The sequence below is a fragment of the Streptomyces sp. NPDC018693 genome, from assembly GCF_044391385.1.
Lineage (GTDB): Bacteria > Actinomycetota > Actinomycetes > Streptomycetales > Streptomycetaceae > Streptomyces.
In genome coordinates this window covers 150824-177782 of the sequence record NZ_JBIRZZ010000005.1, presented here as the reverse complement: position 1 = coordinate 177782, position 26959 = coordinate 150824, and the positions used below count along the sequence as shown (strand labels likewise).

General features: G+C 70.8%; 17 protein-coding genes and 1 pseudogene. 7 read left to right on the top strand and 11 right to left on the bottom strand.

Going from position 1 to position 26959, the window contains the following annotated elements; genetic code table 11:
• Nucleotides 1-37: 37 nt before the first annotated feature.
• The 6 genes from ACH5AC_RS15840 to ACH5AC_RS15815 are packed head-to-tail and all read right to left on the bottom strand — an operon-like array spanning nt 38 to nt 5515.
• A complete protein-coding gene (locus ACH5AC_RS15840) occupies nt 38-883 on the bottom strand; it encodes a fumarylacetoacetate hydrolase family protein (protein WP_398862372.1) in 846 nt (281 codons plus the stop codon).
• A complete protein-coding gene (locus ACH5AC_RS15835; RefSeq protein ID WP_398862371.1) occupies nt 876-1796 on the bottom strand; it encodes a 3,4-dihydroxyphenylacetate 2,3-dioxygenase in 921 nt (306 codons plus the stop codon). The genes ACH5AC_RS15840 and ACH5AC_RS15835 overlap by 8 nt, the downstream gene beginning before the upstream one ends.
• Nucleotides 1789-3255, bottom strand: coding sequence for an aldehyde dehydrogenase (locus ACH5AC_RS15830; protein ID WP_398862370.1), 1467 nt, complete (start codon nt 3253-3255; stop codon nt 1789-1791). Before ACH5AC_RS15830 ends, ACH5AC_RS15835 begins: the two co-directional genes overlap by 8 nt.
• Before the next feature lie 37 nt (nt 3256-3292).
• Nucleotides 3293-4099, bottom strand: coding sequence for an acetoacetate decarboxylase family protein (locus ACH5AC_RS15825; protein WP_398862369.1), 807 nt, complete (start codon nt 4097-4099; stop codon nt 3293-3295).
• 13 nt (nt 4100-4112) lie between these two features.
• Nucleotides 4113-5321: an NAD(P)/FAD-dependent oxidoreductase gene (locus ACH5AC_RS15820; protein ID WP_398862368.1), complete on the bottom strand. Its 1209-nt coding sequence runs from the start codon at nt 5319-5321 to the stop codon at nt 4113-4115.
• A gap of 5 nt (nt 5322-5326) precedes the next feature.
• Nucleotides 5327-5515: a ferredoxin gene (locus tag ACH5AC_RS15815; RefSeq protein ID WP_398862367.1), complete on the bottom strand. Its 189-nt coding sequence runs from the start codon at nt 5513-5515 to the stop codon at nt 5327-5329.
• Nucleotides 5516-5847: 332 nt separating this feature from the next.
• On the opposite strand from ACH5AC_RS15815, the gene ACH5AC_RS15810 reads away from it, so the two are divergent.
• Entirely contained in the window at nt 5848-7203 is a 1356-nt protein-coding gene (locus ACH5AC_RS15810) for a glutamine synthetase family protein (protein WP_398862365.1), read from the top strand.
• A 36-nt stretch (nt 7204-7239) separates the two neighbouring features.
• The gene (locus ACH5AC_RS15805; RefSeq protein WP_398862364.1) at nt 7240-8556 is read left to right on the top strand and encodes a cytochrome P450; all 1317 of its coding nucleotides are present in this window, start codon (nt 7240-7242) and stop codon (nt 8554-8556) included.
• Between the two features lie 6 nt (nt 8557-8562).
• On the opposite strand, the gene ACH5AC_RS15800 is transcribed toward ACH5AC_RS15805, so the two are convergent.
• Nucleotides 8563-9135 (bottom strand): TetR/AcrR family transcriptional regulator, encoded by a 573-nt coding sequence (locus ACH5AC_RS15800; protein ID WP_398862363.1) that lies wholly within the window; start codon nt 9133-9135, stop codon nt 8563-8565.
• A 195-nt stretch (nt 9136-9330) separates the two neighbouring features.
• Between ACH5AC_RS15800 and ACH5AC_RS15795 the strand changes: the two genes are divergently transcribed.
• Together ACH5AC_RS15795 and ACH5AC_RS15790 are read left to right on the top strand one after the other, a co-directional pair.
• Complete coding sequence (locus tag ACH5AC_RS15795) at nt 9331-12540, top strand: family 78 glycoside hydrolase catalytic domain (RefSeq protein WP_398862361.1); 3210 nt, start codon at nt 9331-9333, stop codon at nt 12538-12540.
• A gap of 177 nt (nt 12541-12717) precedes the next feature.
• Nucleotides 12718-17895, top strand: a complete 5178-nt coding sequence (locus tag ACH5AC_RS15790; protein ID WP_398862360.1) for a family 43 glycosylhydrolase — start codon at nt 12718-12720, stop codon at nt 17893-17895.
• A 7-nt stretch (nt 17896-17902) separates the two neighbouring features.
• Here the strand turns inward: ACH5AC_RS15790 and ACH5AC_RS15785 are convergent, their stop codons facing one another.
• Together ACH5AC_RS15785 and ACH5AC_RS15780 are read right to left on the bottom strand one after the other, a co-directional pair.
• A complete protein-coding gene (locus ACH5AC_RS15785; RefSeq protein ID WP_398862359.1) occupies nt 17903-18739 on the bottom strand; it encodes an endonuclease/exonuclease/phosphatase family protein in 837 nt (278 codons plus the stop codon).
• A gap of 114 nt (nt 18740-18853) precedes the next feature.
• The gene (locus ACH5AC_RS15780; protein ID WP_398862358.1) at nt 18854-19867 is read right to left on the bottom strand and encodes a LacI family DNA-binding transcriptional regulator; all 1014 of its coding nucleotides are present in this window, start codon (nt 19865-19867) and stop codon (nt 18854-18856) included.
• A gap of 288 nt (nt 19868-20155) precedes the next feature.
• Between ACH5AC_RS15780 and ACH5AC_RS15775 the strand changes: the two genes are divergently transcribed.
• From ACH5AC_RS15775 to ACH5AC_RS15765, 3 genes are all read left to right on the top strand, one after another.
• Nucleotides 20156-23818 carry a LamG-like jellyroll fold domain-containing protein gene (locus tag ACH5AC_RS15775; RefSeq protein ID WP_398862357.1) on the top strand — a complete coding sequence of 1221 codons (3663 nt, stop codon included), beginning with the start codon at nt 20156-20158 and terminating at the stop codon, nt 23816-23818.
• Nucleotides 23819-23921: 103 nt separating this feature from the next.
• Nucleotides 23922-24983 (top strand): nitrous oxide reductase family maturation protein NosD, encoded by a 1062-nt coding sequence (locus ACH5AC_RS15770; RefSeq protein WP_398862356.1) that lies wholly within the window; start codon nt 23922-23924, stop codon nt 24981-24983.
• A 40-nt stretch (nt 24984-25023) separates the two neighbouring features.
• Nucleotides 25024-26052, top strand: coding sequence for a methyltransferase (locus tag ACH5AC_RS15765; protein WP_398862355.1), 1029 nt, complete (start codon nt 25024-25026; stop codon nt 26050-26052).
• A gap of 84 nt (nt 26053-26136) precedes the next feature.
• Here the strand turns inward: ACH5AC_RS15765 and ACH5AC_RS15760 are convergent.
• A pseudogene (locus ACH5AC_RS15760) lies at nt 26137-26457 on the bottom strand (TcmI family type II polyketide cyclase); the annotation flags it as partial.
• A gap of 22 nt (nt 26458-26479) precedes the next feature.
• Nucleotides 26480-26959, bottom strand: coding sequence for an SRPBCC family protein (locus tag ACH5AC_RS15755; RefSeq protein WP_398862354.1), 480 nt, complete (start codon nt 26957-26959; stop codon nt 26480-26482).

The following is a 26959-nucleotide window of genomic DNA, read 5'->3' as shown; positions in this document are numbered from 1 at the left end:
GGGCGCCGGGCTCGGGATGGATCTGCGGGGCACGCGGTCAGCGACGCGGCGGCCGGATGCCACGGAACTCCCAGTCGCCGCCGAGGGCGGTGGACAGTACCTCCTCGGACTCGGTGGGCTGGGCGCCCACGTCGGAGCGGATGGGCGTCGGGCCGGTGACGATGTGGTTGGTGAGCCGGCCGAGGCCCTCGACCTCGACCTCGACGACGTCGCCGGGCCGGACGGGGCGGGAGTTGGCGGGCGTTCCGGACAGCAGCACATCGCCCGGGCAGAGGGTGATCGTGCGGGCGATGTCGGCGACGAGGTAGTGCATGTCCCACTGCATCTCGTCGGTCGAACCGTCCTGGACGACCTCGCCGTTGACGTAGGTGCGCAGGTACTTGCCGTGGAAGTCCCAGTCGGTGACCAGACCGGGCCCGAGCGGGCAGAGGGTGTCGGAGCCCTTGACCCGCAGCATGGAGCCCGCGTCGGTGTCGCGGAAGTCGTGCAGGCCGTAGTCGTTGGCGATCGTGTAGCCGGCGATGTACTCCCCCGCCTCGGCCGGTGAGATGTTGCGGGCCGTCCGTCCGATGACGATGGCGACCTCGCCCTCGTAGTTCAGCCACTTGCAGCCCTCGGGCCGCACGATCGCGCCCCGGTGGGAGTTGAGGGCCGAGGTCGGCTTGTGGAAGTAGGTGGGGGTGTCGGGGAGTTCGATCCGGAACTCCTCCACCCGGCTGCGGTGGTTGAGGTGGACGGCGATCACCTTCGAGGGCACGACCGGCGGCAGATGCCGGGCGTCCCCGGTCTTCACGCGGCGGCCGTCACCGGCGACGAGCTCGTCCCCGTCGACGGTGACCTGGACGGCGGCGCCGTCGAGCAGGATGCGGCGGTACTCAGGCATGGAGGGGCTCCCGGGTCGTCGTACGGTCTTGGGTCCAGCCGTTCTTCGGACGGTCGAACCAGAGGTGCACCTGGCCGGTGCCGATGGAGTTCTCGTACTCGCCGTACTGGCGGGCCCTCGCGACGCAGGCGTGCTCACCGAGGGCGCCGGCCATCATCAGGTAGTGGAAGAACTTCGCCTCCGGCTTGAACGTCCAGAACTCGTCCATCGTGTCGAGGACCTTGTCGTGGCGGCCCTCCTTGAACCAGGCGATGCGCTCGCGGTCGGCCTCGCGGGCCTCGGGCGTGAAGATGTGCGCCGGGTCGCTGGCCTCGTGGTCGCGCAGCTCCCGCAGCGGCCAGAAGGTGTGGGAGAGCGCCCCGGAGGCGATCAGCAGGACCCGTCGGCCGGGGGTCGCGGCGATGCCGTCCGCGAGCGCCCTGCCGAGGCGCAGATGGTCCTCCATGTCGCCGGTCTGGCAGACGCCGATGGTCACCCACCGCTTGTCGGGCAGTCCCTCGCCGAGGAACTTCCAGAGGTTGATGGTGGCGTAGTAGATCGGCAGGTAGGCGTCGTCGATGGCGGTGATGAAGGTGCCGTGCCTGTCGGCGAAACCGGCGATGTTCCGGGCGAGTTCGGGGTCGCCGGGGAAGTCGTACGGCATCCGGCACATGCCGCGCGGCAGTTCCTCGGAGGTGAACAGGCCCGCGCGCCGGTCCTGGGCGGTGACGACGAACTCGACGGTGGTCGCCCAGTGCGAGTCGAGGACGACGACAGTCTCGTAGTCACCCCGCTCGAAGACGTCCCTGCGCAGCTGCTGGAGCCCGGTGACAAGGGTGATCTCCTTGCCCTCGTTCAGCTCGAGCCGCTCCTCCTGCGGGAGCACGATGGTGGGCACATGGGCCAGCAGGCCCGCCCCGACGATCTCACCCATGGTCCTTGCGGCCCTTCGGTGCGGTGACGGTGTTCTTGAGGTCGCAGTAGAAGTCGAAGCTCCAGGTGCCGCCCTCGCGGCCGACGCCGGACTGGCGGGAGCCGCCGAAGGGGGCCTTCAGATCACGGACGAAGAAGCAGTTGACCCAGACGGTGCCGGCGACGAGCTGTGCGGTGACGCGCTCGGCGCGTTCCGGGTCGTCGGTGACGACGGTGGCGGCGAGGCCGAAGCGGGTGTCGTTGGCGAGGCGGACGGCCTCCTCCTCGGTGCCGAAGGTCTGGAGCGTGAGCACCGGCCCGAAGACCTCCTCCTGCACGATCTCCGCGTCCTGGGCGACATCGGTGAGCAGGGTCGGCGCGTAGTACTGCTCCTCCTTGCGATGACCGCCGATCACGGCCCGCGCGCCCGCCGTGATCGCGCGCCGCACGAAGCCGTCGATCTTCTCCAGCTGGCGGGGATGGACGGTGGGCCCGATGTCGGTGGCCTCGTCGCGCGGGTCGCCCTGCACCAGAGCGGATGCCTTCTCGACGAACCGACGGGTGAACTCCTCGGCGACGGTCTCCTCGACCAGCAGCCGGGTGCCGGCCAGACAGACCTGCCCGGCGTTGTCGTACTGCTCGACGGCGAGGTCGACGGCCAGCTCCAGGTCGGCCTCCGCGAACACCAACAGCGGTGACTTGCCGCCGAGTTCGAGGCTGAGCGGGGTCAGGTTGGCGGCGGCCGAGGCGGCGATCCGGCGGGCGGTGGGCACCGATCCGGTGAAGCTGATCCGGCGTACGTCGGGGTGCGAGGTGAGCGCGTCGCCGATCTCCGCGCCGTATCCCTGGACGACGTTCAGCACGCCGGCGGGCAGTCCGGCCTCGGCGGCGATGTCGGCGAGCAGCGAGGCGGTGAGCGGTGACCACTCGGCGGGCTTGAGGACGACGGTGTTCCCGGCGGCGAGGGCCGGGGCGACCTTCCACGTGGCCAGCATCAGCGGGGCGTTCCACGGAGTGATCAGCACGCAGGGGCCGGCCGGGTCCCAGCTGACGTGGTTGGTGTGACCGCGTGTCGTGAAGTCCTCGTGGTGCAGGTGGAGCAGCCGGTCCGCGAAGAAGCGGAAGTTGTGGGCGACGCGGGGCATCACGCCCCGGCGGTGGGAGCGCAGCAGTGCGCCGTTGTCCGTCGTCTCGACGACGGCCAGCTCTTCGAGCCGCTTCTCCACCCCGTCGGCGATGGCGTGCAGCAGGCGGGCGCGTTCGGCGCGGGGGGTGGCCGCCCAGCCGGGGAAGGCGGCCTTCGCCGCGGCCACCGCGGCCGCGGCCTCGCTGGGCGTGCCGCGGGAGATCTCGCCCAGGACGCTGCCGTCGATGGGCGAGACGTCGGTGAAGGTCTCGGTGGAGGCGACGCGCTCGCCGCCGATCCAGTGCCGGGTGTCGACGGCGACGCCGGCGACGGTGAGGATGTGTGGTCCGTTCATGGTGTCCGTATCTCCAGGTCGTCGTTGTCGTGCGGGGCTACTCGGCGGCGGAGGTGTTCGACTCCAGGAGGCGGCCGCCGTCCCAGACCACGCCGACCTGCCGGTAGTACGCGGCGATCGGTTCGCGGATCTCCAGCCGTGCCAGTTCCTCGGTGGGCGCCTCGAACAGTTCCAGCTCGGCCTCACCGACCCACGGTTGCCCGCCCTCGAAGGAGGCGGCACCGGACTCGATCAGCTCGTCGAGGGCGAGGCCCCTGCCCTTCTCGATGGAGGGCAGCCAACGGTGGTGGGCCATGGGGTGGCCGTTGACGAAGCCGTTCGTCTGCGAGGGCTCCCGCAGGGTGACCACGGCCTGGGCGAGGCGCCGGTCGGCGGCCGCTAGGGTCGCGCCGAAGCGTGCGCCCGCCTCGATGCGCGGGGCCGGGCCGTAGGGGTGCGGGCGGGTCTGGTGGATCGAGCCGAGCTTCTTGGGGTAGCCCTGGTGCAGTCCGCGGGCGATGGCGAAGTCCTTGTCGACCCAGATGTAGACGCAGCGGGTGTAGGTCTGCCCCCGGTACGTGCAGCGGACGACCGCGAACGCCTCCTTGTACTGGGCGAGGACCGGGTCGAGCAGTTCCGTGCCCGACTCCGAGCAGGACTGCCAGTCGGCCCAGATGAGAGCGACGGCCCCCGGGTCCTCGTCGGCCAGCTCCAGGGGCTCGGGAAGGAGTTCGCGTACGCGCGCCGGATCGGTGCGGTACTCGACGGTGAGCAGGTCGCCCGAGTAGCGCCAGGGCGGCGACGGGACGAGGGACGAGGTGCCGCTTGCCGTCTTGGGGTGGAAGAAGCCTCGGAGGCTGGTCATGTCTGCTGGGTCCTTACGCGGTGAGGGCGGGCTGCTTCAGGAGCTGGGCGCGGTGGCGTGCGGCGGCCTGCGCGGCGGCCTGACCGCCGAGGGCCACGACGCCGACGAGGCGGCCGTCGAGGTGGTAGCCGACCAGCACGTCGCCGTCCGGGTCACCGTCGAGGATCCGTACGTCGTCCCTGCCGAGCGCGGGCGAGCCGAACGACTGCAGGCGGAACTCGTGCTGGTCGCTCCAGAAGGTGGGCAGCGGCGCGAACGGGGCCGGCCGGGTGTCCGCCCCGGTGAGATGGGCGACGAGCGTCCTCGCCGCGTGCCGGGCGGTGTCGGTCGGGATCGACCAGTGCTCGACGCGGCGCGGGACGCCGTCGTAGCGGGCGTTGGGGAAGCGGGCCACGTCGCCGACCGCGACGATCTCCGGCCGGCCGCCGGCCCGCAGCAGCCCGTCCGTCAGCACACCGTCGGTGAGGTCGAGCCCGTTGCCCTCCAGCCACTCCACGTTGGCGGCCGACCCCACCGACTCCACGACCACGTCGGCGGCCAGGACCGTGCCGTCGCTCAGGACGACGCCGGTGACCCGGGCCTCGCCCCGGAACCCGGCGACCCCGGTACCGAGCGCGAAACGCACCCCGCGTTCCTGGTGCCGCCTCAGCAGTGCCCGGGCGAGCAGTTCGCCGAGCGGCCCCACCATGGGCAGCGGCAGCGGGTCGACGACGGTGACCTCGGTGACGCCCAGGCCCACGGCGGTCGCCGCGACCTCGCAGCCGATGAAGCCACCGCCGACCACGACCACGCGGACGCCGGGCCGGGTCAGGTCCGCGCGCAGCCGCCGGGCGTCGTCGAGGGTGCGCACCGTGTGGCGGCCGGTGAGCGGGCCGGGGCAGCTCAGTCGCCGGGGCCGCATGCCGGTGGCGACGACCAGGCCGTCGTACGGCAGTGCCGAGCCGTCGTCGAGTACGACGGTCCGCTCGTCGAGACGGGCGGCGACGACCCGGGTGCCCAGCCGCCACTCCACATCGGCGGCGGACGCCTTCGGAGTGAGGGCGAGCGACGCGAAGGGCGCCTTGCCCGCCAGGAACTCCTTGGACAGCGGGGGCCGGTTGTAGGGCACGTAGGGCTCGTCGCCGATCACGGTGACGGTGCCGGTCCAGCCGGCGGCGCGCAGCTGCTCGGCCGCGCGCAGGCCCGCCATCGAGGCGCCGGCGACGACGACACGTCCGGTCATGGCGGTCAGTCCTCGATCCGGATCGCCTGGAGGGGGCAGACGTCGGCGGCTTCCTCGACCTCTTCGCGCAGGGCGTCGTCCGGGTGGGGGACGAAGGCCAGGCGGCCTTCGGCGTCCATCCGGAAGACGTCGGGGGCGGCGAAGACGCACTGGCCGTGGTCCTGGCACTTGTTCATGTCAACGACGACCTTCATGGCCGGTCCTCCTGCGTGGGGGCCGATGGCAGTGGAGAGGGGGAGAGAGGGGCCCGGCCCTGGACGATGCCGTTGCCACGACCGGGCCCCTCGGCCAAAGGGGTGCGGAGACGACCCCTGACTCGTTTGGCTTCAAACAAGATAGGAAGCCGTCCGAGGGTGGTCAATAGCTGTCCGGATGGATAAATTTTTTGCACCACTCCCTTGCGGGACGACATCCGGCTCCCTACCGTTCGGAGTCAAACGACCGGCTTTCCCGTGGCCGCCTCCCCCCTGCGCCCGACCCACCCGGTCCTCCTCACGCCACCTTTCCCATCCGCCAAGGAGACACGGTGAGCGCATCTGACACTCCGGACATCCGCCAGCACCAGGAGCGGCTCGCCGCCGACGGCATCGACGTGGTGCGGGTCGTCTACCCCGACCTGATCGGCACCGACCGCGCCCGTGACGTCCTGATCGAGCATCTGCCGTCGGCCGTCTCCCACGGACTGGCCTTCTGCAAGGCCGTCTACCACACCACGCCCCAGGGCGACGTCGTCCCGGTCGCCGGCGGCCTGGACGCGGGCCTGCCCGACATCTGCGTACGCCCGGACCTCACCACCCTGACCGCGCTCCCCTGGGAACCCGGCGTGGCCACCTGCCTCGGCGAGGTCACCGACCCCGCGACCGGACAGCCGGCCTCCGAGTCACCCCGTGACCTGCTGCGCACGGTGCTCGCCCGCGCCGCCGAGGCCGGCCTGCGCCCCGTCATGGGCCCGGAACTGGAGTACTTCCTGCTGGAGTCCGCCCCCGGCACCCCCACCGGCTGGCGCCGCGCCCCGGAGACCACCGGCGCCGTCTACACCGCCGGACTGCGCGCCGACCCGGGCAACCACCTGCTGCGCACCCTGCGGCAACTGCGCGACCTCGGCATCGGCGTCGTCACCGGCAACCACGAGTTCGACGGCGGCCAGTACGAGATCAACCTGACCCACTCCGAGGCACTCGACGCCGCCGACCGCGCCTTCCGCTTCAAGTCGGCGGTCAAGGAACTGGCCCGCCAGGAGGGCCGGCTGGCCACCTTCATGGCCAAGCCGTTCACCGACGCGGGCGGTTCCGGATTCCATCTGCACTTCTCCTGCGAGGACGCGGACGGCCGCAACGCCTTCGACGACCCGTCCGGCACGTACGGCCTGTCGGCGACCGCCCGGCACGCCATCGCCGGCATCCTGGCGCACGCCCCCGCCCTCGCCGCCCTGGCCAACCCGACGATCAACTCGTACAAGCGCTTCGGCCCGGACACCCTCGCCCCCTGGCTGATCGACTGGGGCCTGGACAACCGCAGCGCCATGGTCCGCGTCCCGCCGGAGCGCGGGCCCGGCGCCCGGATCGAACTGCGCCTCGGTGACGCCGGCGCCAACCCGTACCTGCTGTTCGCGGGGACCGTCGCCGCCGCCCTCCTCGGTGTGCGCGCGGGCGAGGAACCGCCCGCCCCGCTGGAGGGGTACGGCTACGACACCGCACGGTCCGCCGTCCTGCCGACGAACCTGTCGGCCGCCCTGGACGCGCTGGAGGCCGACACCGCCCTGACCGACGTCCTCGGCAAGGACTTCGCCCTGTCCTTCCTCGCCTACAAGCGGAACGAGGCCGAACGCTTCGGGCGGCACGTCACCGACTGGGAGTTCACCGAGTACGCCTACCACCTCTGAGCCGGACACCGCCGCCCTCTCCAGGAGAACCGCCACATGACCAGCCCCACCGTGCCCGCCACCCCCACCACCGCCGCCGAGCTGCGCGAACGCCTCGCCGAACCCCTCCCGCTGGGCGAGGTGGACCTCGCCCACCTGGACAACTTCACCGACCCCACCAAGCCCTGGCGGATGTTCCACACCCTGCGCCACGAGGACCCCGTGCACTGGACGCCCGAGGACGCCCCCAACTCGGGCTTCTGGGCGGTCACCCGGCACGCGGACATCGCCCGGGTCGACCGCGACGCGGAGACCTTCACCTCGACGAGGTTCGTCAACCTCGAAGAGGTCGACGACGACCAGATCAAGAAGCGGGCGTCCATCCTGGAGATGGACGGGGTGCGCCACCGCGCCCTGCGCAGCGTCATCCAGCGCCAGTTCGGCGCGAACGTCATCAACGGCTACAGCGACTTCCTGCGCGGCCTGACCGCACAGACCCTCGACGCCGCACTCCCCAAGGGCACCTTCGACTTCGTCAAGGAGGTCTCCGCCGACTTCCCCATCAACGTCCTCGCCCGCCTCCTCGACGTGCCGCCGGAGGACAACCAGCGGCTCATCGACTGGGGCAACCGCATGGTCGGCAACACCGACCCCGACTACGCGGACGTCCTGCTGGGCAGCGCGGAGAGCGAGCAGTACAAGGACCTGCCCTTCCGCTCCCCCGCCGCGCTGGAGGTCTTCGAGTACGGCCGCGAGCTCGCCCGGCAGCGGCGCGGCAAGGACGGCACGGACATCGTCTCCCGCCTCGTCAACGACACCCCGCGCGACGGCGTGCCGCTCTCCGCCCAGGACTTCGACAACTACTTCCTGCTGCTGGTCGTGGCCGGCAACGAGACCACCCGCCACACCATGTCCCACGCCATGCTCGCCCTGCTCCAGCATCCCGAGCAGCTGGCCCGCCTCAAGGACGACCCGTCCCTGATCCCGTCCGCGGTGGAGGAGTTCCTGCGCTGGGCCTCCCCGGTCTACCACTTCCGCCGCACCGCGACCCGGGACGTCGAGCTCGGCGGCAAGCGGATCAGGGAGGGCGACAAGGTCGTCATGTGGTTCGCCTCCGGCAACCGCGACGAGGAGGTCTTCGGCAACCCCTGCGACTTCGACGTCGCCCGCACCGGCAACGACCACGTCACCTTCGGCAAGGGCAGCCCCCACCTGTGCCTGGGCAACCTGCTCGCCCGCACCGAGATCCGCATCATGTTCGAGGAACTGATCCCCCGCCTCGCCGGCATCCGCCTGGCCGGCGACGTCCCCCGCGTCCGCTCCAACTTCGTCAACGGCATCAAGAAACTGCCGGTCGAGGTGACCCTCGCCTGACGCCCGTCACCTCACGATGCGCTCGACCGCCGCCGTCACCAGTCGCTCCCGCTCGGCCTCCGTGAAGACGTCCGGCAGGGTGAGCTGCTCGACGATGAGCCAGTTCAGGGTGAGCATGAGCAGCTTGACGGCCATGGCGTCGCCGGGGAGGCCGGACGCCTCGTGGTAGGCGACGTTGGCGTCGACGTCGGCCCGGACCCGCTCGGTGAGGACCTTGCGCAGCTCCGGTCGGCGGGTGGCCTCCAGGCGAAGTTCCAACAGGGCGAGGTAGCCGGTGCGGAAGGAGGCCACGCGGCCGACGAGTTCACGCATCAGCTCCGCGTACGTCTCCCGGTCCCGGGCGGCGGTCCGCTGGCGGGCGAGGGTGGCCTCGTCGGGCTGCAGCCGCTCATAGACCCGGGCGCCCGCCTGGGTGAGCAGGTCGTCCCGAGTGGCGAAGTAGTTGGACGCGGTCCCGGCGGGCACGGCCGCCTCGGCGTCCACCGCCCGGAAGGTCAGCCCGCGCGCCCCTTCCCTGGCCAGCACCTCGATCGCCGCGTCGACGAGCGCGGCTCGCCGCTGGTCGTTCCGCCTCACCATCGACACCACTCCATCCGTAGTACTACGTTCACGCACTATAGGGCGAGTGCTACGGAGGGAGTCACGCGAGCCGCATCTATATCGATTCAGAACCCCGGCGGATCCATTCCCGGCCAAGCCATTGACCTCAACGAAGCGGAACCCTAGCCTCCCGGCAACACGTTTGAAACCTTTCACACGGCCGAGGGTGCGCGGATGTCCTGGGAACTGTCACGTCGAAGACTTCTCCGAATCGGTGGGGCCACGGCCGCCTCGGTCGTGCTGGGCGGTCCCCGCGCGTTCGCGGCCGACGGTCCGGCGGGCGCCGCCCCGGCCGTCGGGGGGCCGCCCGGGCCCACCGGCACCCTCGCCGATCTGCTCCCGCAGGCACTCGTCGCGGGCGCCGGTGAGCGCCCCCGGTTCAGCTGGCAGGTGCCCGACTTCGGCGCCGGTACCCTCCAGCGCGCCTACCAGTTGCAGGTGGCCGCCACCCCCGGCGGCTTCGAGGACGACCGGCTGGTCTGGGACTCGGGCAGGCGGACGTCCGCCGAGTCCGTCGCCGTGCCGTACGGCGGGCCGCCGCTGGAGCCCCGTACCGCCTACTGGTGGCGGGTCGCCAGCTGGGGCGAGAAGCGGTACGCCTGGTCGGAGCCGGCGCTGCTCGCCACCTCGGTCGAGGACGAGTGGGAGGGCCGGCCGATCTGGGTGCCGGCCGGGCCGGTCATGACCGACGGCACCCTCACCGCCCGTCTGCGGATCACCGCCGTCGCCGCCGGACTGTGGTTCCGCGCCGCGAACACCTCCAACAACTACATGTGGCAGCTGCGGGCCGGCAGCCCCGGCGTCCTGCGCAAGCACGTCTGTGTGAACGGCACGTACACCGTCCTCGGCGAGGTCCGGCTGCCGTTCGCGGTCGCCACCGGGGAGTGGCTGGACTTCACCGTCACCCTGACGGGCGCCACCTTCACCACGTCCGTCAACGGCACCGTCGTCGACACCACCACCGACACCCGCTACTCCTCGGGCAACATCGGCCTGCGCAACGGTCTCACCGAGTCCCAGGTCTACGACCGGGTCACCTTCACCGCTGCCGACGGAACCGTCCTCCTCGACGACGACTTCGCCTTCGACAGGGGCACCTTCTCCGCCGGCACGGTGTCCGGCGGCACGCTCACCCTCCCGACCGGCGCCTCCTCGCTGTCCTCCTACGGCGCCGACGACACCTGGGCCCTGCTGCGCCACGAGTACACCACCGCCCCGGGCAAGGCGACAGCCGCCGCCGTCCTCTACGTCGCCGCCGCCTCGCCCGGCCCGGCCCGGCAGTACGCGGCCAAGGTGTGGAGCAACGGCGAGGTGGTCGGCCACGCCTCCGTGCGCTCCGGCAGCGGCACCGCGTACCAGGCGTACGACATCACCTCCACGCTCCGCGGGGACGGCGGGGCGAACGCGCTCGCCGCCCTGTGCTGGACCACCTCGGAGCAGAAGTTCCTGGCCCAGCTGGAGATCACGTACACGGACGGCAGCCGTACCACCGTCGCCTCGGGCCCGCACTGGAAGGCGCGCCGCCAGGCCGGGCTGCTGCCCGCGAAGGGCAGCGCGGGCAGCAGCTACTTCACCGTCCCGCAGGAGTACTGGGACCTGCGACAGGAGCCCGTGGGCTGGACCCGGCCCGGATTCGACGACGGCGACTGGCACACCCCGGCGGTCCGCACCGCGATCAGCGGACTCGTGCCGGCCCCGATCGAGCCCGTCCGGCTCCACGACGTCACCCCCGCCTCCGTCACGAAGGTCGCCGACGGCCGCTGGCTGGTGGACCTCGGCCGGGAGATCGTCGGCGGACTGGCCCTGGAGGTCACCGGCCACGCCGGAGACACCGTCGAGGTGCGCCTCGGCGAGGAGCTCAACAGCGACGGGACGGTCAGGTACCAGCTGCGCGCGAGCAACACGTACCGCGAGGTGTGGACCCTGCGCGACGGCGCCCAGCGCTTCGAGCACTGGGGCTACCGCGGCTTCCGCTGGGCCGAACTGCGCACCGCGCTCGACCTGTCCGAGGCCGTCGTCACCGGACGCGCCTGGAAGCTCGACTGGGACGACAGCCACGCGTCCTTCCGCAGCTCCGACCCCGCTCTCGACCGGGTCTGGGAGCTGTGCCGCTACTCCATCGAGGCCACCCGCGGCGACCTCTACACCGACACGCCCACCCGGGAACGCGGCCCCTACGAGGGCGACGCGCTGATCAACCAGCTCTCCGAGTACGGCGTCCAGCGCTCCTACGCCCTGGCCCGCTGGTCGAACGACTACCTGGTCCGCAAGGGCACCTGGCCCACCGAGTACCGGCTGATGTGCGCGCTCTCCGCCTGGGAGGACTACCTCGCCACCGGTGACGACCGGCAGCTCGCCAAGGACTACGACCTGCTCGACGCGAAGAACCTCACCAGGTACCTGGACTCCCGAGGGCTGGTCCGCAAGGCGCCGGGCGGCAGCAGCCAGGATCTGGGCGACCTCGTCGACTGGCCGGTCGCCAGCCGCGACGGATATGTCTTCACCCAGGTCAACACCGTTGTCAACGCCTTCCAGTACGCGGCCTTCGACGCCCTGGCCAAGTGCGCGGCGGCGCTCGGCAAGGACGACGAGGCGGCCGCCCTGCGCTCGCGTGCCGCCACCCTCGCCACGGCCATGCGCGCCACCCTGCTCGACAGCGCGGCCGGCCGGTTCGTCGACGGCGAGGGCACCACGCACAGCGCCCAGCACGCCACCGCCTTCCCGGTCGCCCTCGGCGTGGCGGACGACCTGGCCGACGAGGTACGGGCCCGGCTCGGCAACACCCTGGCCGCCGGCGGCATGCGGATGAGCGTGTACGGGGCGCAGTTCCTCCTCGACGCCCTCTTCCGGCTCGGCCGCGCCGACGCCGCGCTCGCACTGCTCACCTCCACGGCCACCAACTCCTGGCTGCACATGCTCGACGCGCTGAAGGCCACCATCGTCACCGAGGCATGGGACCCCGCGCTGAAGTCCAACATGACGCTCTCCCACGCCTGGGCCTCCGCACCGGCCAACGCGGTCGCCCGGCATGTGCTGGGCGTCCAGGTCGACTCCCCCGGCGCGGCACGGTTCCTCGTACGGCCGAGGACCGGAGCGCTGACCGAGGTGACCGGAACGGTGCCGTCGGTGCGCGGCCCGGTCCAGGTCTCCGTGCACCGCTCGGGCGGCGCACACACGACCCGGGTGACGGTGCCGCCGAACTCGCTTGCCGTGCTGGAGGTGGAGATCGGCGACGCCGCTCCGGCGGAGTACCGGGTGACGGGAACGGCTCCCGGCGGGCGGGGACGCGTGGACGTCAAGCCGTTCACCGACCTCACCGGAACGGTGCTGCGGATCGGGCCCGTCGGCTCCGGCACGACGACGGTCGAGCGCGCGCGTCCCTGACGGCAGGGTCCCCGGGTTCCGGCCCGGGGCCCCTCGACTGTTCGACATGACGAACATCGTTCGAAACCTCTTGACGCTGCCATGACCTCCGATTGACACTCTCGCAACACGACGTCACTCCCGCGTAACAGCACCACTTCTGGGGCCACTCGGCCATGTCTCAGCAGGGAACCCGACATGACGCACACCGCACGACGCTGGGCGGGCCGACTCGCCGGACTGACCGCGGCCGCACTGTTCCTCGGTCTCACCGGCCCCGCGCACGCGGAACCGACCGCCGCCTCCGCGGAGATCACCGACGGTCTGGCCCTGTGGTACAAGCTCGACGCCGGCGCCGGCAGCACGGTGCCCGACGCCTCCGGCAACGGCCGCGACGGCACGGTGAACGGGACCGCCGCCTGGTCGAGCACCGGTCAGGGGCTCGCCTTCAACGGCTCCGACACCTACATCAAGGTGCCGAACGACCTCATGAAGGGCATGGACGCGATCACCGTCTCGATGGACGTGCTGATCGACTCCACGCAGACCACGCCGTACTTCATCTACGGATTCGGCAACTCCAGCGGCAGCAGCGGCAACGGCTACCTGTTCACCACCGGCAACTCCTTCCGGACGTCCATCGCGTCCGGCAACTGGTCGACGGAGCAGACCACCCGGCCCGCCGACTCCCACAACCTGACCCGCTCGGTCTGGAAGCACATCACCTACACCCAGACCGGCACCACGGCAGTCCTGTACGAGGACGGCGTCGAGGTCGGCCGCAACACGTCGGTCGACATCACCCCCGGCTCCATCGGCTCCGGTACCACCACCGCCAACCACATTGGCAAGTCGGTCTACTCCGGCGACAAGCTCTTCAAGGGCCGGATCCGCGACGTCCGGGTCTACGACCGCTCCCTCGCCTCCGCCGAGGTCGAGCAACTCGCCCTCCCCGTGGCCGCCCAGGGCGTCGCCGAGGACACGGCCGCGCTCACCCTCGGCGACACCAGTGCGGTCGTCGCCGACCTCGACCTTCCGAGGACGGGCCCGGCCGGTGGCTCGTCGATCAGCTGGACCAGCGACAACCCCGCCGTCGTGTCCGACTCCGGCAAGGTGACCCGCCCGGCCGCCGGTCAGCCCGACGCCCACGCCACGCTCACGGCGACCCTGAAGAAGGGCACCATGACCGGCACCAAGACCTTCGACGTCACGGTGCTCCCCGACTTCGACGACCGGACGGCCACCGAGCAGGCCGCCAAGGCCCTCACCGTCCACAACCTCGACGACGTCCGCGGCAACCTGACCCTCCCGGCGACCGGCACCTACGGCACGGACGTCGCCTGGTCCTCCGCGAACCCGGACGTCGTCTCCGCCGACGGGGTGGTCCACCGCCCCGCGCACGGCGACGGCGGCACCACCGTCGAGCTGACCGCCACCGTCACCAAGGGCGAGGCGAAGACGACCCGCGCCTTCACCGCCACCGTGCCCGAACTGCCGAAGCAGGAAGCCCTCAAGGGCTACATGTTCAGCTACTTCACCGGCGAGGGCACGGCCGACGGCGAGCAGCTCTACGCCGCCCTCAGCAAGGGCAACGACCCGCTGAAATGGCGGGAGTTGAACGACGGCAAGCCCGTGCTGACCTCCACGCTCGGCGAGAAGGGCCTGCGCGACCCGTTCATCATCCGCTCCCCCGAGGGCGACAAGTTCTACCAGATCGCCACCGACCTCAGGATCTACGGCAACGGCGACTGGGACGCCGCCCAGCGCACCGGCAGCAAGTCCATCATGGTGTGGGAGTCCACCGACCTCGTGCACTGGACGGACCAGCGGCTGGTGAAGGTCTCGCCGGACAGCGCGGGCAACACCTGGGCCCCGGAGGCGTTCTACGACGCGAAGCTCGGCGCGTACGTCGTCTTCTGGGCGTCGAAGCTGTACGACAACGACGCGCACTCCGGCAGCACGTACAACCGCATGATGTACGCGACCACCCGCGACTTCCACACCTTCAGCGAGCCCAAGGTCTGGATCGACCGCGGCTACTCGGTCATCGACTCCACGGTGATCGAGCACGACGGGACGTACTTCCGCCTCTCCAAGGACGAGCGGAACAACACCTCCTCCACCCCCAACAGCAAGTTCGTCTTCGAAGAGAAGAGCGACTCCCTCCTGGACCTGTCCTGGGACGCGGTCGCCGAGGGCATCGGCAAGGGCGCGATGAGCGCCGCCGAGGGGCCGCTGGTGTTCAAGTCCAACACCGAGGACAAGTGGTACGCGTTCCTCGACGAGTTCGGCGGCCGCGGCTACATCCCCTTCGAGACGACCGACCTCGCCTCCGGCGTGTGGACGCCGTCCTCGTCGTACGACCTGCCGTCCAAGCCCCGCCACGGCACGGTGCTGCCGGTGACCCAGGCCGAGTACGACCGGCTGCTGAGCACCTACCAGCCCGACCAGATCATCAAGAGCGTCGAGGACGTCAAGGTCGAGACGCGCGTCGGTGAGCCGCCGGTGCTGCCCGCCACCGTCATCGCCGAGTCCGCGGACGGGGTCAAGCGGCCCGTCGCCGTCACCTGGGCGGACGTCCCGGCGTCGCAGTACGCGCAGGCCGGCACCTTCACGGTCGAAGGCACCCTGCCGGGCGACGCCACGATCGACGTACGCGCCGAGGTCACGGTCTCCGAGGAGGGCCCGGACGTTCCCGCGGACCTGGTCCTGCACTACGGCTTCGACGAGACCGGCGGCAACATCGCGCGTGACTCCAGCGGCCACGGCTCCCACGGCACGTACGTCCGTACGCCGGCCTTCGGCACCGGCGTGGACGGCGGCTCGTTCAAGATGTCCGGCGGCAACAGCAGCTCCAGCTCGCCGTACGTGAAGATCCCGAACGGCGTGCTGAAGGACGCGAACAGCGTCACCGTCTCCACGTACGTCAAGTGGAAGGGCGGCGACAACTTCCAGTGGCTGTTCGGGCTCGGCCCCGACAGCAACAAGTACCTGTTCGCCACCCCCTCCAACGGCGGCGGCAAGCTGTTCTCCGCGATCACCAAGGCCACCTGGTCCGGTGAGAAGCAGATGATCGGCGGCTCCCAGCTCACCCAGAATGAGTGGAAGCACCTCACCGTCACGCTGGACGGCGCGACCGAGACGGCGATCCTCTACGTGGACGGTGCCGAGGCGGCCCGCGTGAACGGTGTCACCACCAAGCCGTCCGAGCTGTACGACTCGGCCAAGGACTACTCCGGCTACATCGGCAAGTCCATGTACTCCCCGGACCCGTACTTCGGCGGCGAGGTCGACGACTTCCGGATCTACAACCGGGCCCTGACGCCCGCCGAGGTCCTGGAGCTCTCCGGCAACACCACCGGCATCGCCGTGGCGACCCACCCGGCGCTCAAGGTGGACGCGATCGTCAACGACAAGGACAGCACGATCGTCCTGCCGCTGGCCGAGGGCGGTGATGTCACCGCCCTCGCCCCGGAGTTCACCCTCGCCCACGGCGCGGCCGTCAGCCCCGCCTCCGGCACCCTGCGCGACTTCACCGAGCCGGTGACGTACGAGGTGACCGGCTCGGACGGGAAGAAGCGCACCTGGACGGTCTCGGCACTGATCATGAAGAGCCCGGTCCTGCCGGGGCTCACCGCCGACCCGAACATCGCCCGCTTCGGCGACACCTTCTACATCTACCCGACCACCGACGGCTTCCCGGGCTGGAGCGGTACGCAGTTCAAGGCGTACTCCTCCAAGGACCTGGTCCACTGGGAGGACCACGGCGTCATCCTGGACCTCGGCCCGGACGTCTCCTGGGCGGACAGCAGGGCCTGGGCGCCGGCGATCGAGGCGAAGAACGGCAAGTACTACTTCTACTACTCCGCCGACACGAACATCGGCGTCGCGGTCTCCGACTCACCCACCGGCCCCTTCAGGGACCCCCTGGGCAAGCCGCTGATCGCCCGCGGCGCGTACACCGGCCAGATGATCGACCCGGCGGTCTTCACGGACGACGACGGCCAGTCGTATCTGTACTGGGGCAACGGCCGGGCGTACGTCGTGCCGCTGAACGACGACATGGTGTCGTTCGACGCCTCGAAGGTCACCGACATCACCCCGAGCGGCTACAACGAGGGCACCTTCGTCATCAAGCGCAAGGGCACCTACTACTTCATGTGGTCGGAGAACGACACACGGGACGAGAACTACCGGGTCGCCTACGCCACCGGCCCCTCCCCCACCGGCCCGTGGACCAAGCGGGGCGTGATCCTGGAGAAGGACCTCTCGCTCGGCATCAAGGGCCCCGGCCACCACTCGGTGGTCCATGTCCCGAACACCGACGACTGGTACATCGCCTACCACCGCTTCGCCATCCCCGGCGGCGACGGCACCCACCGCGAAACGACCGTCGACAAGCTGGAGTTCGACGCCGACGGCCTGATCAGGAAGGTGGTCCCGACCCTCACGAGCATCGCCCCGGTCACGGTCGTCCACGCGGGGCCGGACGCACACGGCACCGAGGGCGAGGCGATCCCCCTCACCGGCACCCTCTCCGGAGCCGGCACCCCTCGGTGGACGGTCGAGGACGGCGCGCCCTGCACCCTCTCCGCGCCGGACATGATCACGACCGCCCTCCGGTGCACGGACGACGGCAGCTTCGAGGTGACACTGACCGGCGGCCGCAGCAGCGACACGCTCACCGTCACGGTGGACAACGCCGCCCCCGTGATCACCTCCGCCGCGGGACCGAAGGACCCGGTCGAGGCCGGCCGGCGAGCGGCCGTCACCGTGCGGTTCACCGACCCGGGGTCCCGCGACAGCCACACCTGCCTCGTCGACTGGCGGGACGGCACCGAGCCGACGTCCGGCACCGTCACGGCGTCCGGCTGCGAGGCCGCGCACCGCTATGCCGCGGCCGGCATCCACCGTCCGGTGATCACGCTGACGGACGACGACGGCGCCTCCGACAGCACCACGCTCCCCGAGCTGATCGTGTACGACCGCACCGCCGGCCCGGTCGTGGGCGTCGGCGTCATCGCCTCCCCGGCCGGAGCGTATCCGGCCGGGCCCACCCTGACCGGTCCGGCCGCCTTCGCCTTCGGCGCCGCATACCGGGAGGGGGCGACCGTACCCACCGGAGGCGCCGCCTTCCACTACGCCGCCGGCAAGCTGACGTTCCTCTCGACCGCCTCGGACTGGCTGGTGGTCACCCCTTCCGCGGCCCACTACCAGGGTTCGGGCACGGTCAACGGCACCAGCGGCTACGGCTTCCGCATCACCGTCACCGACACGCCGGACACCTTCCGCATCAGGATCTGGAACAGGACCACCGGCCAGGTCGTGTACGACAACCTCACCGGCAGCCCGGCCCGCGGTGTCACGATCGGCTGACGCTCCCTCAGGTCAGGTCGAGGTCCGCATACAGCAGGTGGTGGTCCGAGTGCGGGGTCGGCTGCACATGGTGGCCGAGCGGGACGACGCCTCGCAGGAAGACGTAGTCGAACTTGCTCTGCCAGTCGGTGGTCGCCTTGCAGGTGCCGGTGGAGGAGGGACGGCACTGGGGGTCCGTGTCCGCCGCCAGTGCCCGTATCCCGTTGAGTTCGGGGGCGCTCGGCACGGCGTTGAAGTCGCCGAGGACGATGGCGCGGTCGTGCCGGGCGACCTCTGCCGCGAGGACACCGGCCTGGTCCGCTCGGACCGCCTCCTGACGTCGTTCGGCGAGGTGTGTGTTGAAGACCCGGACGGTCCGGCCGCCCACGGTGGTGGTGACGGCCATGTACCCGCGGTCCTCGGATCCGCCGTCGGGGTACTCCACGTTGACGCGGTCCGTCATCGGCGCCGCCGAGAGGACCGCCTGGCCGTAGGCCCCCGGGCTCCACGGCAGTCCCCCGCAGCGGCTCCAGTTCTGCAGCACCGACCCGTACTCGACGTGGTAGACGAGCCCGTAGCGGCTCTCCAGACGGTCCCGGATCCTGTCGACGTCACCCACGCACGCCTCCTGCAAGCCGATGACCTGGGGCGCGAACTCGGCGATCTCCGCCGCCCGGTCAGCGTTGCTCTCCTCGCAGGGGTTGCAGATGTTCCACGTCATGACCCGGTTCGGTACGACGTCCCTGACGGCTTCGGCGGGCAGTGACCCGTCGGAGAGGGCATCGCCCGGTGCACTGGGGCCGACGAGCACCACCCAGGCCGCGATCACGGCGCCCACGACCAACCACGTGCCCCTTCCGAGCACTGACGCCTCCTCGAAGTGGATACACAGGCATCTGACGTCTCCGGGCACAAGGCTAGAGGAGCGGCCTGTCAGCAGCCTGTCAGCGACCGGTCACTGGCCGGCGGGGGTGTGCGGTCAGGCCGTCGTGGCGGGACCGGTGCTGGCCCGCAGGGAGATGGGGGGCGTGAGGAGGTGGTGCCGGGGGGCCGCGTCGGGATGGTCGAGCCGTTCCACGAGCAGTTCCACGGCGAGCCGGCCCATGTCGGCCGCCGGCACGTCCGCCGCGGTGAGTTGCGGGGTCACGGTCTCCGCCCAGCGGTCGGCCACGACACCGGTGACGGAGAAGTCGCGCGGCACATGGCGGCCCGCCCGGGCGAGCCCCCGGTAGAGGCCGCCCAGCGCGGCCTCGTTCAGGGTGACCAGGGCGGTGGTGGCCGGGTCGTCGTGCAGGATCCGTTCCGCACATGCCTGGCCGGAGGCGGCGTCATCGCCGCAGCAGTACGTCCGGACGGTCAGCCCGCGCTCGGCCGCGGCCTTGGTGAATCCGTCCAGGCCGCGGTGGGCGGACTCGTAGCCGGCCCGCAGCAGCTGCTCGGGGCGGTTGACGAAGGCGACCCTGCGGTGGCCGAGGTCCGCCAGGTGATGGACACACGCCGCGGCCAGCGCGGTGTGGTCCAGGCCGACCCACCAGCCGCTCTTCGGACGGGCGGTGCGGCCGATGGCGACGGCGGGGAAGTCCAGCTCGGTCAGATGATCGACCCGGTCGTCCGCCAGCCTGATCTCCATCAGGATCGCGCCGTCGACGCGCCGCTCCCCCAGCAGCCGCTGGAACGAACGGTCGCTGTCCACACCGCTGGGAGACAGCAGCACGTCGTAGTCGTGGGCCGCGGCGGCCTCCACCACGCTGCCGATGAAGTCCAGTTGCATTCCGGTGTAGTGGTTCCCGGCCGGCGGGAAGACCAGGCCGATCGTGCTCGTCCGGCCGTTGGCGAGGGCGCGGGCACTGGCGCTGGGCCGGTAGCCCAGCTCGTCGACGACCTGCTGGATCCTTCGGCGCGTGTCCTCCGAGACCGGGCGCTTGCCGCTCAGCGCGTAGGACACGGTGCTCCGCGAGACACCGGCCCGCTTGGCGATCTCACCGATGTTCACGGGAACTCCTTGCTGGGAAGAGCGGAGGATCCGGCCGTCGAACCGGTTCCCCCAAAGCGAAGGTAGGAACAGGCCCTGACGCCTGTCAACACCCCCGACTTTACTGCGGTAGCCGGTCAAACAGGGTGAGTTGGAGGGATTGCTGGCCGCGTTCCCCGGTGCTAGCTTCGCCGAACCGGTTCGATGAAGTGATCCTTCCGGCAGCCATGGGCCCGTTCCGCGTGTTTCCCGGGCGCCGGGAGCCCCTTCGAAGAAGTCCCACCGCCCCAAGGATTGAGGACGCGATCCATGCCATCCGCTGACAGATCCGCCCGGCGCCGCGCCCCTGCCGCCGTTGCACTGACTCTCGGCGCGGGCCTGCTGGCCGCACCCGCGGTCCCCGCCCAGGCGGCCGAGGCGCCCGCGCCCGCCGCCCGCTACACCTTCGACCAGGACGACCTCGCCTCCGGACGGATCACCGACAGCTCCGGCAACGGCCTGACGGCGAGTCTGGTCAACGGCTCCACCGCCCAGTCCGTCGCCGGCCCGGACGGCGGCAGGGCACTGGCTCTGCCCGGCGGCGCACCCGCCTCCGACGGCGCCTACGTCCGTCTGCCTCGCGAAGTGGTCGGCGCCGCGGCCGACCTGACGGTCTCCGCGCGCGTGAAGTGGAGCGGCGACAGGTCGCCCTGGCAGCGGATCTTCGATCTGGGGACCGACACCACCAGGTACCTCTTCGCCACCCCCTACAACAACGACGGTGTGCTGCAGACCTCCGTGACCACCGGCGGAGGGGGCGCGGAGGCACAGGTCCGCGGCTACGCGATGCTTCCCGCGAACGAGTGGCGGACGGTCACCGTCACCCTCGACAGTTCCGCCCGCCGGCTCACCACCTACCTCGACGGCGCGGTGGTGTCCTCCGTCGAGACGGGTATCAAGGCCAGGGACGTGCTGGACGGTTCGGCCACGGCCGCCGGCTACATCGGAAAGTCCTTCTGGCCGGATCCGCTGCTGAAGGGCGCGATCGACGACTTCACGGTGTGGCATGCGGCGCTCAGCGCTGAGCAGGTGGCCGGCCTGGTCGGCGCCGTGCCGACCGTCCGGGAGCTGTCGAGGACGTCCTTCGAGGTCCGTACGGCGACCGGGACCGCCCCGTCCCTCCCCGCAGCCGTCCGCTCCTCCTTCTCCGACGGCTACGACCGCGACACGCCGGTCACCTGGGACGCCGTACCGCCCGAGAAGTACGCCCGGCCGGGCACGTTCACCGTGGCGGGCGCGGCGGCCGGGCGTGCCGTGGAGGCGGCCGTCACCGTGGTCCGCGAGGGACAGCTCACCGTCGATCTCGGCTCGGACACCGGCGCGTTCCACGGCGGCGCCTCCGGCACCCTCTACGGCGTGTACGGGCCGGACGTGCCCACCAACAACCTCATGGAGGGCATGGGCCTGCGCACGGTCTCCACCAAGGCGCAGGACGGTCCCCAGCACCCCGGTGCGGACGCGCTGGAGGTGGTCCGGCCGCTGGCGGACTCCACCGACGGTGACGTCTACATCTACATGACCGACATCCACCGCGGTTTCCCGTACCAGTGGCCGGGCGACACACCCGAGGAGAAGCTCAAGCTCTACAAGGAGAAGATCGCTCAGCAGGTCGACCAGGTCCTGCGGTTGCCGCAGGAGTACCAGGACAACATCGTCTTCGTGCCGTTCAACGAGCCCGAGGGCAACATGTTCGGCACCGGCGAGTGGAGCTACAACAGGGTCAGCTGGCTCAACGACCCCGACGACTTCTTCGCCGCCTGGGACGACGTGCACGGGCTCATCAAGGCCAGGATGCCCGACGCCCGCATCGCCGGGCCCAACACCAGCGTCCTGTACGACCAGGTGAAGGGCTTCCTCACCCACACCCTGGCCGCCGGCACCCTCCCGGAGGTGATCACCTGGCATGAGCTGAGCCACCCGGAGGCGGTGCGCCAGAGCGTCGCCAAGTACCGGGCCTGGGAAGGGGAGTTGTTCAAGGGCACCGACCACGAGGGCACCCAGCTCCCCGTCAACATCAACGAGTACGCCTTCAACTACCACACCTCCGTCCCCGGCCAGATGATCCAGTGGGTGTCCGCGATCGAGGAGTCCAAGGTGGACGCCGACATCGCGTACTGGAACATCGACGGCAACCTCTCCGACTCGGCGGTGCAGTCGAACCGCGGCAACGGCCAGTGGTGGCTGCTGCACTCGTACGCCTCGATGAGCGGGCACACGGTGAAGGTGACCCCGCCGTTCCCCGGCGAGAACTACACCCTGCAGGGCGTCGCCACACTCGACGAGGACAAGCGGCAGGCGCGGCTGATCCTCGGCGGGTCCACCGGCAAGGGCCACATCACCTTCACGAACGTCCCGAAGGAGGTCTTCGGGGACCAAGTGCACGCCTGGGTGCGGGAGATCGAGTGGAGCGGGCAGGTCGGCGACTCGCCCGGTCCGAAGCTGCTGACGGAGACGGACCTGACGGTCGGGGACGACGGCACGGTCGTCGTCGGCTTCGGCGACGGCGGGCTGCCCGCGCTGAAGGAGTCCTCGGCGTACGAGATCGTCCTCAGCCCGGCCGGCCGGGCGAAGGGCACCCAGTCCCCGCCCGTACGCTGGCAGGCGTCGTACGAGGCGGAGGACGCCGCCCACACCGGGTCCGGCTACTCGAAGAACGGCCCGGAGGGGTCGCCGCGCGACGTGTCGAAGTTCTACACCTCCGGCGGCTACAACGTGGGCGGCCTGCGCACCGGTTCGGACGTCACGCTGGACTTCACCGTGGACGTGCCCGAGGACGGCACGTACGACCTGAGTGTCTTCGCCAACTCCCTCAACACCTTCGACAGGGTGCGGGAACAGGGCCCCACCAATGTCTTCCTCCGGGTGGACGGCAGGGCGGACAGCGAGCAGGAGCTGTACCTGCCGCTGGGCTACAAGTGGGTGGTGTGGGACCACACCGACACCAAGGTCGAACTGACCAAGGGCCGGCACACCCTGACGCTCGCCGCGAGGAGCGCGGACGGCGAGCGCGTCACCAAGGGCGACGCCATCGTCGACCGCCTCACCCTCGCGCTGCCCGAGGCGTCCGCCGCGACCCGGGTGTACGAGGGTGAGCTGGCCTGGCTGAACGGCGGGGCCCGGCCGGTGTACGACCTGCCGAAGCGGGCGGGAACCCCGGCCGGCGGCTCGGGCGCGGTCCGGCTCGCGAAGAACCAGACGGCCACGTTCTGGGTGTACTCCCCCGCCGACCGCGAGGCCACCCTCGGCGTCGACACCCTCGGCGGCACGGGCGCCGGGCTCTCCGTCAACGGGCACGACGTGCTGCGCCTGGCCAAGGGCAGGCACAGCGTGGCGGTGTCCCTCTCGGGCGGCGTCAACAAGGTGACGGTGACCGGCGGTTCCTCGCCCACGCTCGTCGACCGTCTCACCGTCACCCCCACCGACGGCGCCCTGGAAGCGCGCACCTACGAGGCACAGGACGCGGAGCTCGCCGGCTCGGCCGCGCTGACCGCGCTGTCCCTGGCGACCGGCGGTACGGCGATCACCGGGATCGGCGGCGAACCGGGCAACGGCAACACGGCGACGTTCACCGTCACCGCGGACCGGGCCGGCCTGTACGCGCTGCGCATCCGCTACTCCAACCCCGAGCAGTCCGAGGCCACCCACTACAACCCGGACCCGCTCGCCCGGCACGCCGACATCACCGTCAACGGCGGCGAGACACGGCGCGTCGGCTTCCCGCACAGCTTCCACCGGAACAACTTCTGGGAGCTGACCGTCCCGGTCCACCTGGCGAAGGGACGGAACACGATCACCTTCCGCTCCGAGGAACTCCCGAACTTCGACGGCACCAGCTACGCCTCGGACACCTTCCCCGGCGTGCTGCTCCGCTCCCAACACGCGCCGCTGATCGACCGCATCACCGTCGTGCCCTACGCGCGGGAGCTCCGATGAGGTGAGCCGCCCGTGGCCCGTCGCGGTCGACGGGCCACGGGACACGCCGTCGGATGGCCTATACGGACCGTCTCCCCCTCCCCATGACCATACTGTCGCAAATATGAGGAAAATCCATATTGCGTACCTGGCATGCACAGCTGCGCTCATCGGCTCGGGAATGGGTGCCGCTCCGTCGGCCGCGCAGCACACGGTGCACGTGGTGCTGCCCGGCCAGTCGATCCAGAAGGCGGTGGACACCGCCGCCCCCGGAGACACCGTCCAGCTGATGGCCGGCACCTACCACGAGAGCGTCCGGGTGAGCACGCCCGGACTGACGCTGCGCGGCCTGGGCACGAGCACCGTGATCCGGCCGGACACCGCGACGGCCGCCACCCACAGCTGCGCCGAGGACGGCAACGGCATCTGCGTGGTCGGAACCGAGGACCGCGACGTCGAGGACGTCACCGTCGCCTCCCTGACGGTGACCGGCTTCACCAGGACGGGCCTGTTCGCCGCCGCCACCGACCGGCTGACCGTGCGGAACGTGACCGCGGTCGGGAACGGGGTGTGGGGCATCGCCCAGGAGCACTCGGTCCGCGGGGTGTTCCGCGGCAACACGGTGCGGGACAACGGCGACGCGGGGCTGTTCCTCGCCAACTCCGTCAAGACCGAGGAAGGCGCCACGGACACGCAGGGCACGGTGGTCGCCCACAACCGCATGGAGGGCAACCGGATCGGTGTCACCGTCCGGCGCCTGCGCAACCTCACCGTCGCCGACAACCACATCGCCGGCAACTGCGCGGGCGTCTTCGTCGTCGGGGACGAGAACACGCCGAAGGCCGGCGCCCTCACCGTGAACGGCAACCACGTCGTGGCCAACAACAAGTCGTGCCCGAAGACCGAACGCCTGGAAGGGCTGCAGGGATCGGGCATCGTCGTGACCGGTGCCGAGGACACCCTGGTGGCCCGCAACGTGGTCCGGGACAACGTCGGCGGTTCCTCCCTGTCGGGCGGCATCGTCCTGTTCAAGAGCTTCGTGGGCACCGCCAACGAACGGATCCGGGTCAGCGACAACGTCCTGCGGGGCAACTCCCCGGCGGACCTGGTGAACACGGACACCGGGCAGACCAACACCTTCGAGAACAACCGGTGCGCCGCGTCGAAGCCCGCCGGCCTGTGCTGACCACGACCACCCGGATCCGCAAGAGGAAGGAGAGCGGCACATGACGACCGCTCGGACCAACCCGCCGCCCCCCATGCGGCTGAGGGAGTTGGTGTTCGGCGCGGCGTGCGCCGCAGCACTGCGCGCATCCGCCCGGCTGGGAGTCGCCGACGCCCTCGGCGACGAGCCCATGACGGTGGAGGACCTCGCCGCCGGGGTGAAGACCGAACCACGGCCGCTGCTGAGGCTGTTGCGGGCGCTGTCCTGCTACGGCGTCTTCGCGGAGCAGCCGGACGGGAGATTCGCCCACACCGAGATGTCCCGGCTGCTGCGCGAGGACGACCCGCACAGCCTGCGCGACATCGCCCTGTGGTGCACCGAGCCGTGGACCTGGGACGCCTGGCCCCTGCTGGACGAGGCGGTGCGCACCGGCCGCAACGTGGTGGAGGGCCTGTACGGCAAGGAGTTCTTCACCTACCTCAACGAGGACGCCCCCGAGTCGGCCGAGGTCTTCAACCGGGCCATGACCACCTCCAGCGAGCAGTCGGCACGCGATGTCGCGGCCCTCCTGGACCTGTCGGGCAGTACCTCGGTGGCGGACATCGGCGGCGGCCAGGGGCATGTGGTGGCGAGTCTGCTGGACAAGTACCCCGAGATGCGCGGCGCCCTGCTCGACCTGCCCCGTGTGGTCGACAACGCCGTTCCCCGGCTGCGTGAGGGGGGAGATCTCGCCCCCCGCGTCCGTATCGTCCCCGGTGATGTGCGCGAGGCCGTGCCCGTGGCGGCCGATGTCTACATCATCAAGAACATCCTGGAGTGGGACGACGAGAGCACGGCCAGGACGTTGGCCAACGTCATCGGCGCGGGCGGCCCCGGAGCCCGGGTGGTGGTGATCGAGAACCTCGTCGACGACACCCCCTCGATGCGGTTCAGCACCGCGATGGACCTGCTGCTGCTCCTCAACGTCGGCGGGGCGAAACACACGACGGCGAGCATGCTCGGCCGGCTGACCGGCGCCGGGCTCGTCGTCGACGACGTACGGCCGGTCAACCCGTATCTGCACGCCTTCGACTGCCACGTCCCCACCTGACCGGGCCGCACGGCCCCGGCCGCCGGGGCCCCGGGGGGGGGGGCCCGGCGGGCGGGGGGGGGCGGCGGCGTGGGCGCCTGCCGGGTCGCGCTCCCACAGGTAGAAGCGCTGCGCCATGGCGTCCTTCGGGGAGCGCCAGGTCTCGGGGTCGTACGCGCTGACGTACGCCGAGAGCCGCTCGCTGACGAGCCGGAACTCGGGGTGCCCGGTGACCTTGGCGATGGCGGGGCCGGGGTCCTGCTCGGATTCGATGAGGTGCAGGTACACATCACCGAACTGGAACAGGCTGCGCCGGGTCACCCCGACGAGGTGGGGCAGCTCTCCCCGGTCCGACTCCGCGAACACCTTGGCGATGTCAGGGGCCGAGCCGGGGGCCATCCGGGCGACGATCAGGGCTTGGTGCATGGTCCGCTGTCCTCCGTACGGCTCAGTCGGTCAGGCCCGGCGCGGAGCCCCGTTCGGCGGCCGCCTTCTCGACGCGGTCGCGGATGCGGGCCATCTGCACCTTGGAGTTGCGGTTGATGTTGTCCGTCATCCAGGCGTCGTCGACGGGTGCGTCGGGCTTCATCTCGAAGTCCTGCGTCCACACCATCCGGGTGCCGTTCGGTGTCCTCTCGTACCGCCAGAGGATGTTCATGTACGAGAAGGGGCCGGTCTCGACCCGGTGGGCCCGGACGGTGAGGTTGTCGCGATCGGTCTCCCGCTCCGAGACCCAGCTCCACACGGTGCCGTTGTCGTCGGGGTGCATGGTCAGCCGGAACGTGGTCCGGTTGTCCTCCCGGGACAGGATCTCGACGGAGGCGTACTCGCTGAACAGCCGGGGCCAGCTCTCCAGGTCGTTGGTCATGTCCCAGACCAGGTCGACGGGCGCGGCGATGGTGATCTCGTTCTCGGTGTGTCCGGCCAT

What these genes read in the sequence shown, in the direction of transcription:
- ACH5AC_RS15840 (WP_398862372.1), bottom strand. Translation starts at nt 883, where the DNA reads ATGCCTGAGTACCGCCGCATCCTGCTCGACGGCGCCGCCGTCCAGGTC.
- ACH5AC_RS15830 (WP_398862370.1), bottom strand. Translation starts at nt 3,255, where the DNA reads ATGAACGGACCACACATCCTCACCGTCGCCGGCGTCGCCGTCGACACC.
- ACH5AC_RS15825 (WP_398862369.1), bottom strand. Translation starts at nt 4,099, where the DNA reads ATGACCAGCCTCCGAGGCTTCTTCCACCCCAAGACGGCAAGCGGCACC.
- ACH5AC_RS15815 (WP_398862367.1), bottom strand. Translation starts at nt 5,515, where the DNA reads ATGAAGGTCGTCGTTGACATGAACAAGTGCCAGGACCACGGCCAGTGC.
- ACH5AC_RS15835 (WP_398862371.1), bottom strand. Translation starts at nt 1,796, where the DNA reads ATGGGTGAGATCGTCGGGGCGGGCCTGCTGGCCCATGTGCCCACCATC.
- ACH5AC_RS15795 (WP_398862361.1), top strand. Translation starts at nt 9,331, where the DNA reads ATGTCCTGGGAACTGTCACGTCGAAGACTTCTCCGAATCGGTGGGGCC.
- ACH5AC_RS15755 (WP_398862354.1), bottom strand. Translation starts at nt 26,959, where the DNA reads ATGGCCGGACACACCGAGAACGAGATCACCATCGCCGCGCCCGTCGAC.
- ACH5AC_RS15790 (WP_398862360.1), top strand. Translation starts at nt 12,718, where the DNA reads ATGACGCACACCGCACGACGCTGGGCGGGCCGACTCGCCGGACTGACC.
- ACH5AC_RS15775 (WP_398862357.1), top strand. Translation starts at nt 20,156, where the DNA reads ATGCCATCCGCTGACAGATCCGCCCGGCGCCGCGCCCCTGCCGCCGTT.
- ACH5AC_RS15805 (WP_398862364.1), top strand. Translation starts at nt 7,240, where the DNA reads ATGACCAGCCCCACCGTGCCCGCCACCCCCACCACCGCCGCCGAGCTG.
- ACH5AC_RS15820 (WP_398862368.1), bottom strand. Translation starts at nt 5,321, where the DNA reads ATGACCGGACGTGTCGTCGTCGCCGGCGCCTCGATGGCGGGCCTGCGC.
- ACH5AC_RS15765 (WP_398862355.1), top strand. Translation starts at nt 25,024, where the DNA reads ATGACGACCGCTCGGACCAACCCGCCGCCCCCCATGCGGCTGAGGGAG.
- ACH5AC_RS15800 (WP_398862363.1), bottom strand. Translation starts at nt 9,135, where the DNA reads ATGGTGAGGCGGAACGACCAGCGGCGAGCCGCGCTCGTCGACGCGGCG.
- ACH5AC_RS15770 (WP_398862356.1), top strand. Translation starts at nt 23,922, where the DNA reads ATGAGGAAAATCCATATTGCGTACCTGGCATGCACAGCTGCGCTCATC.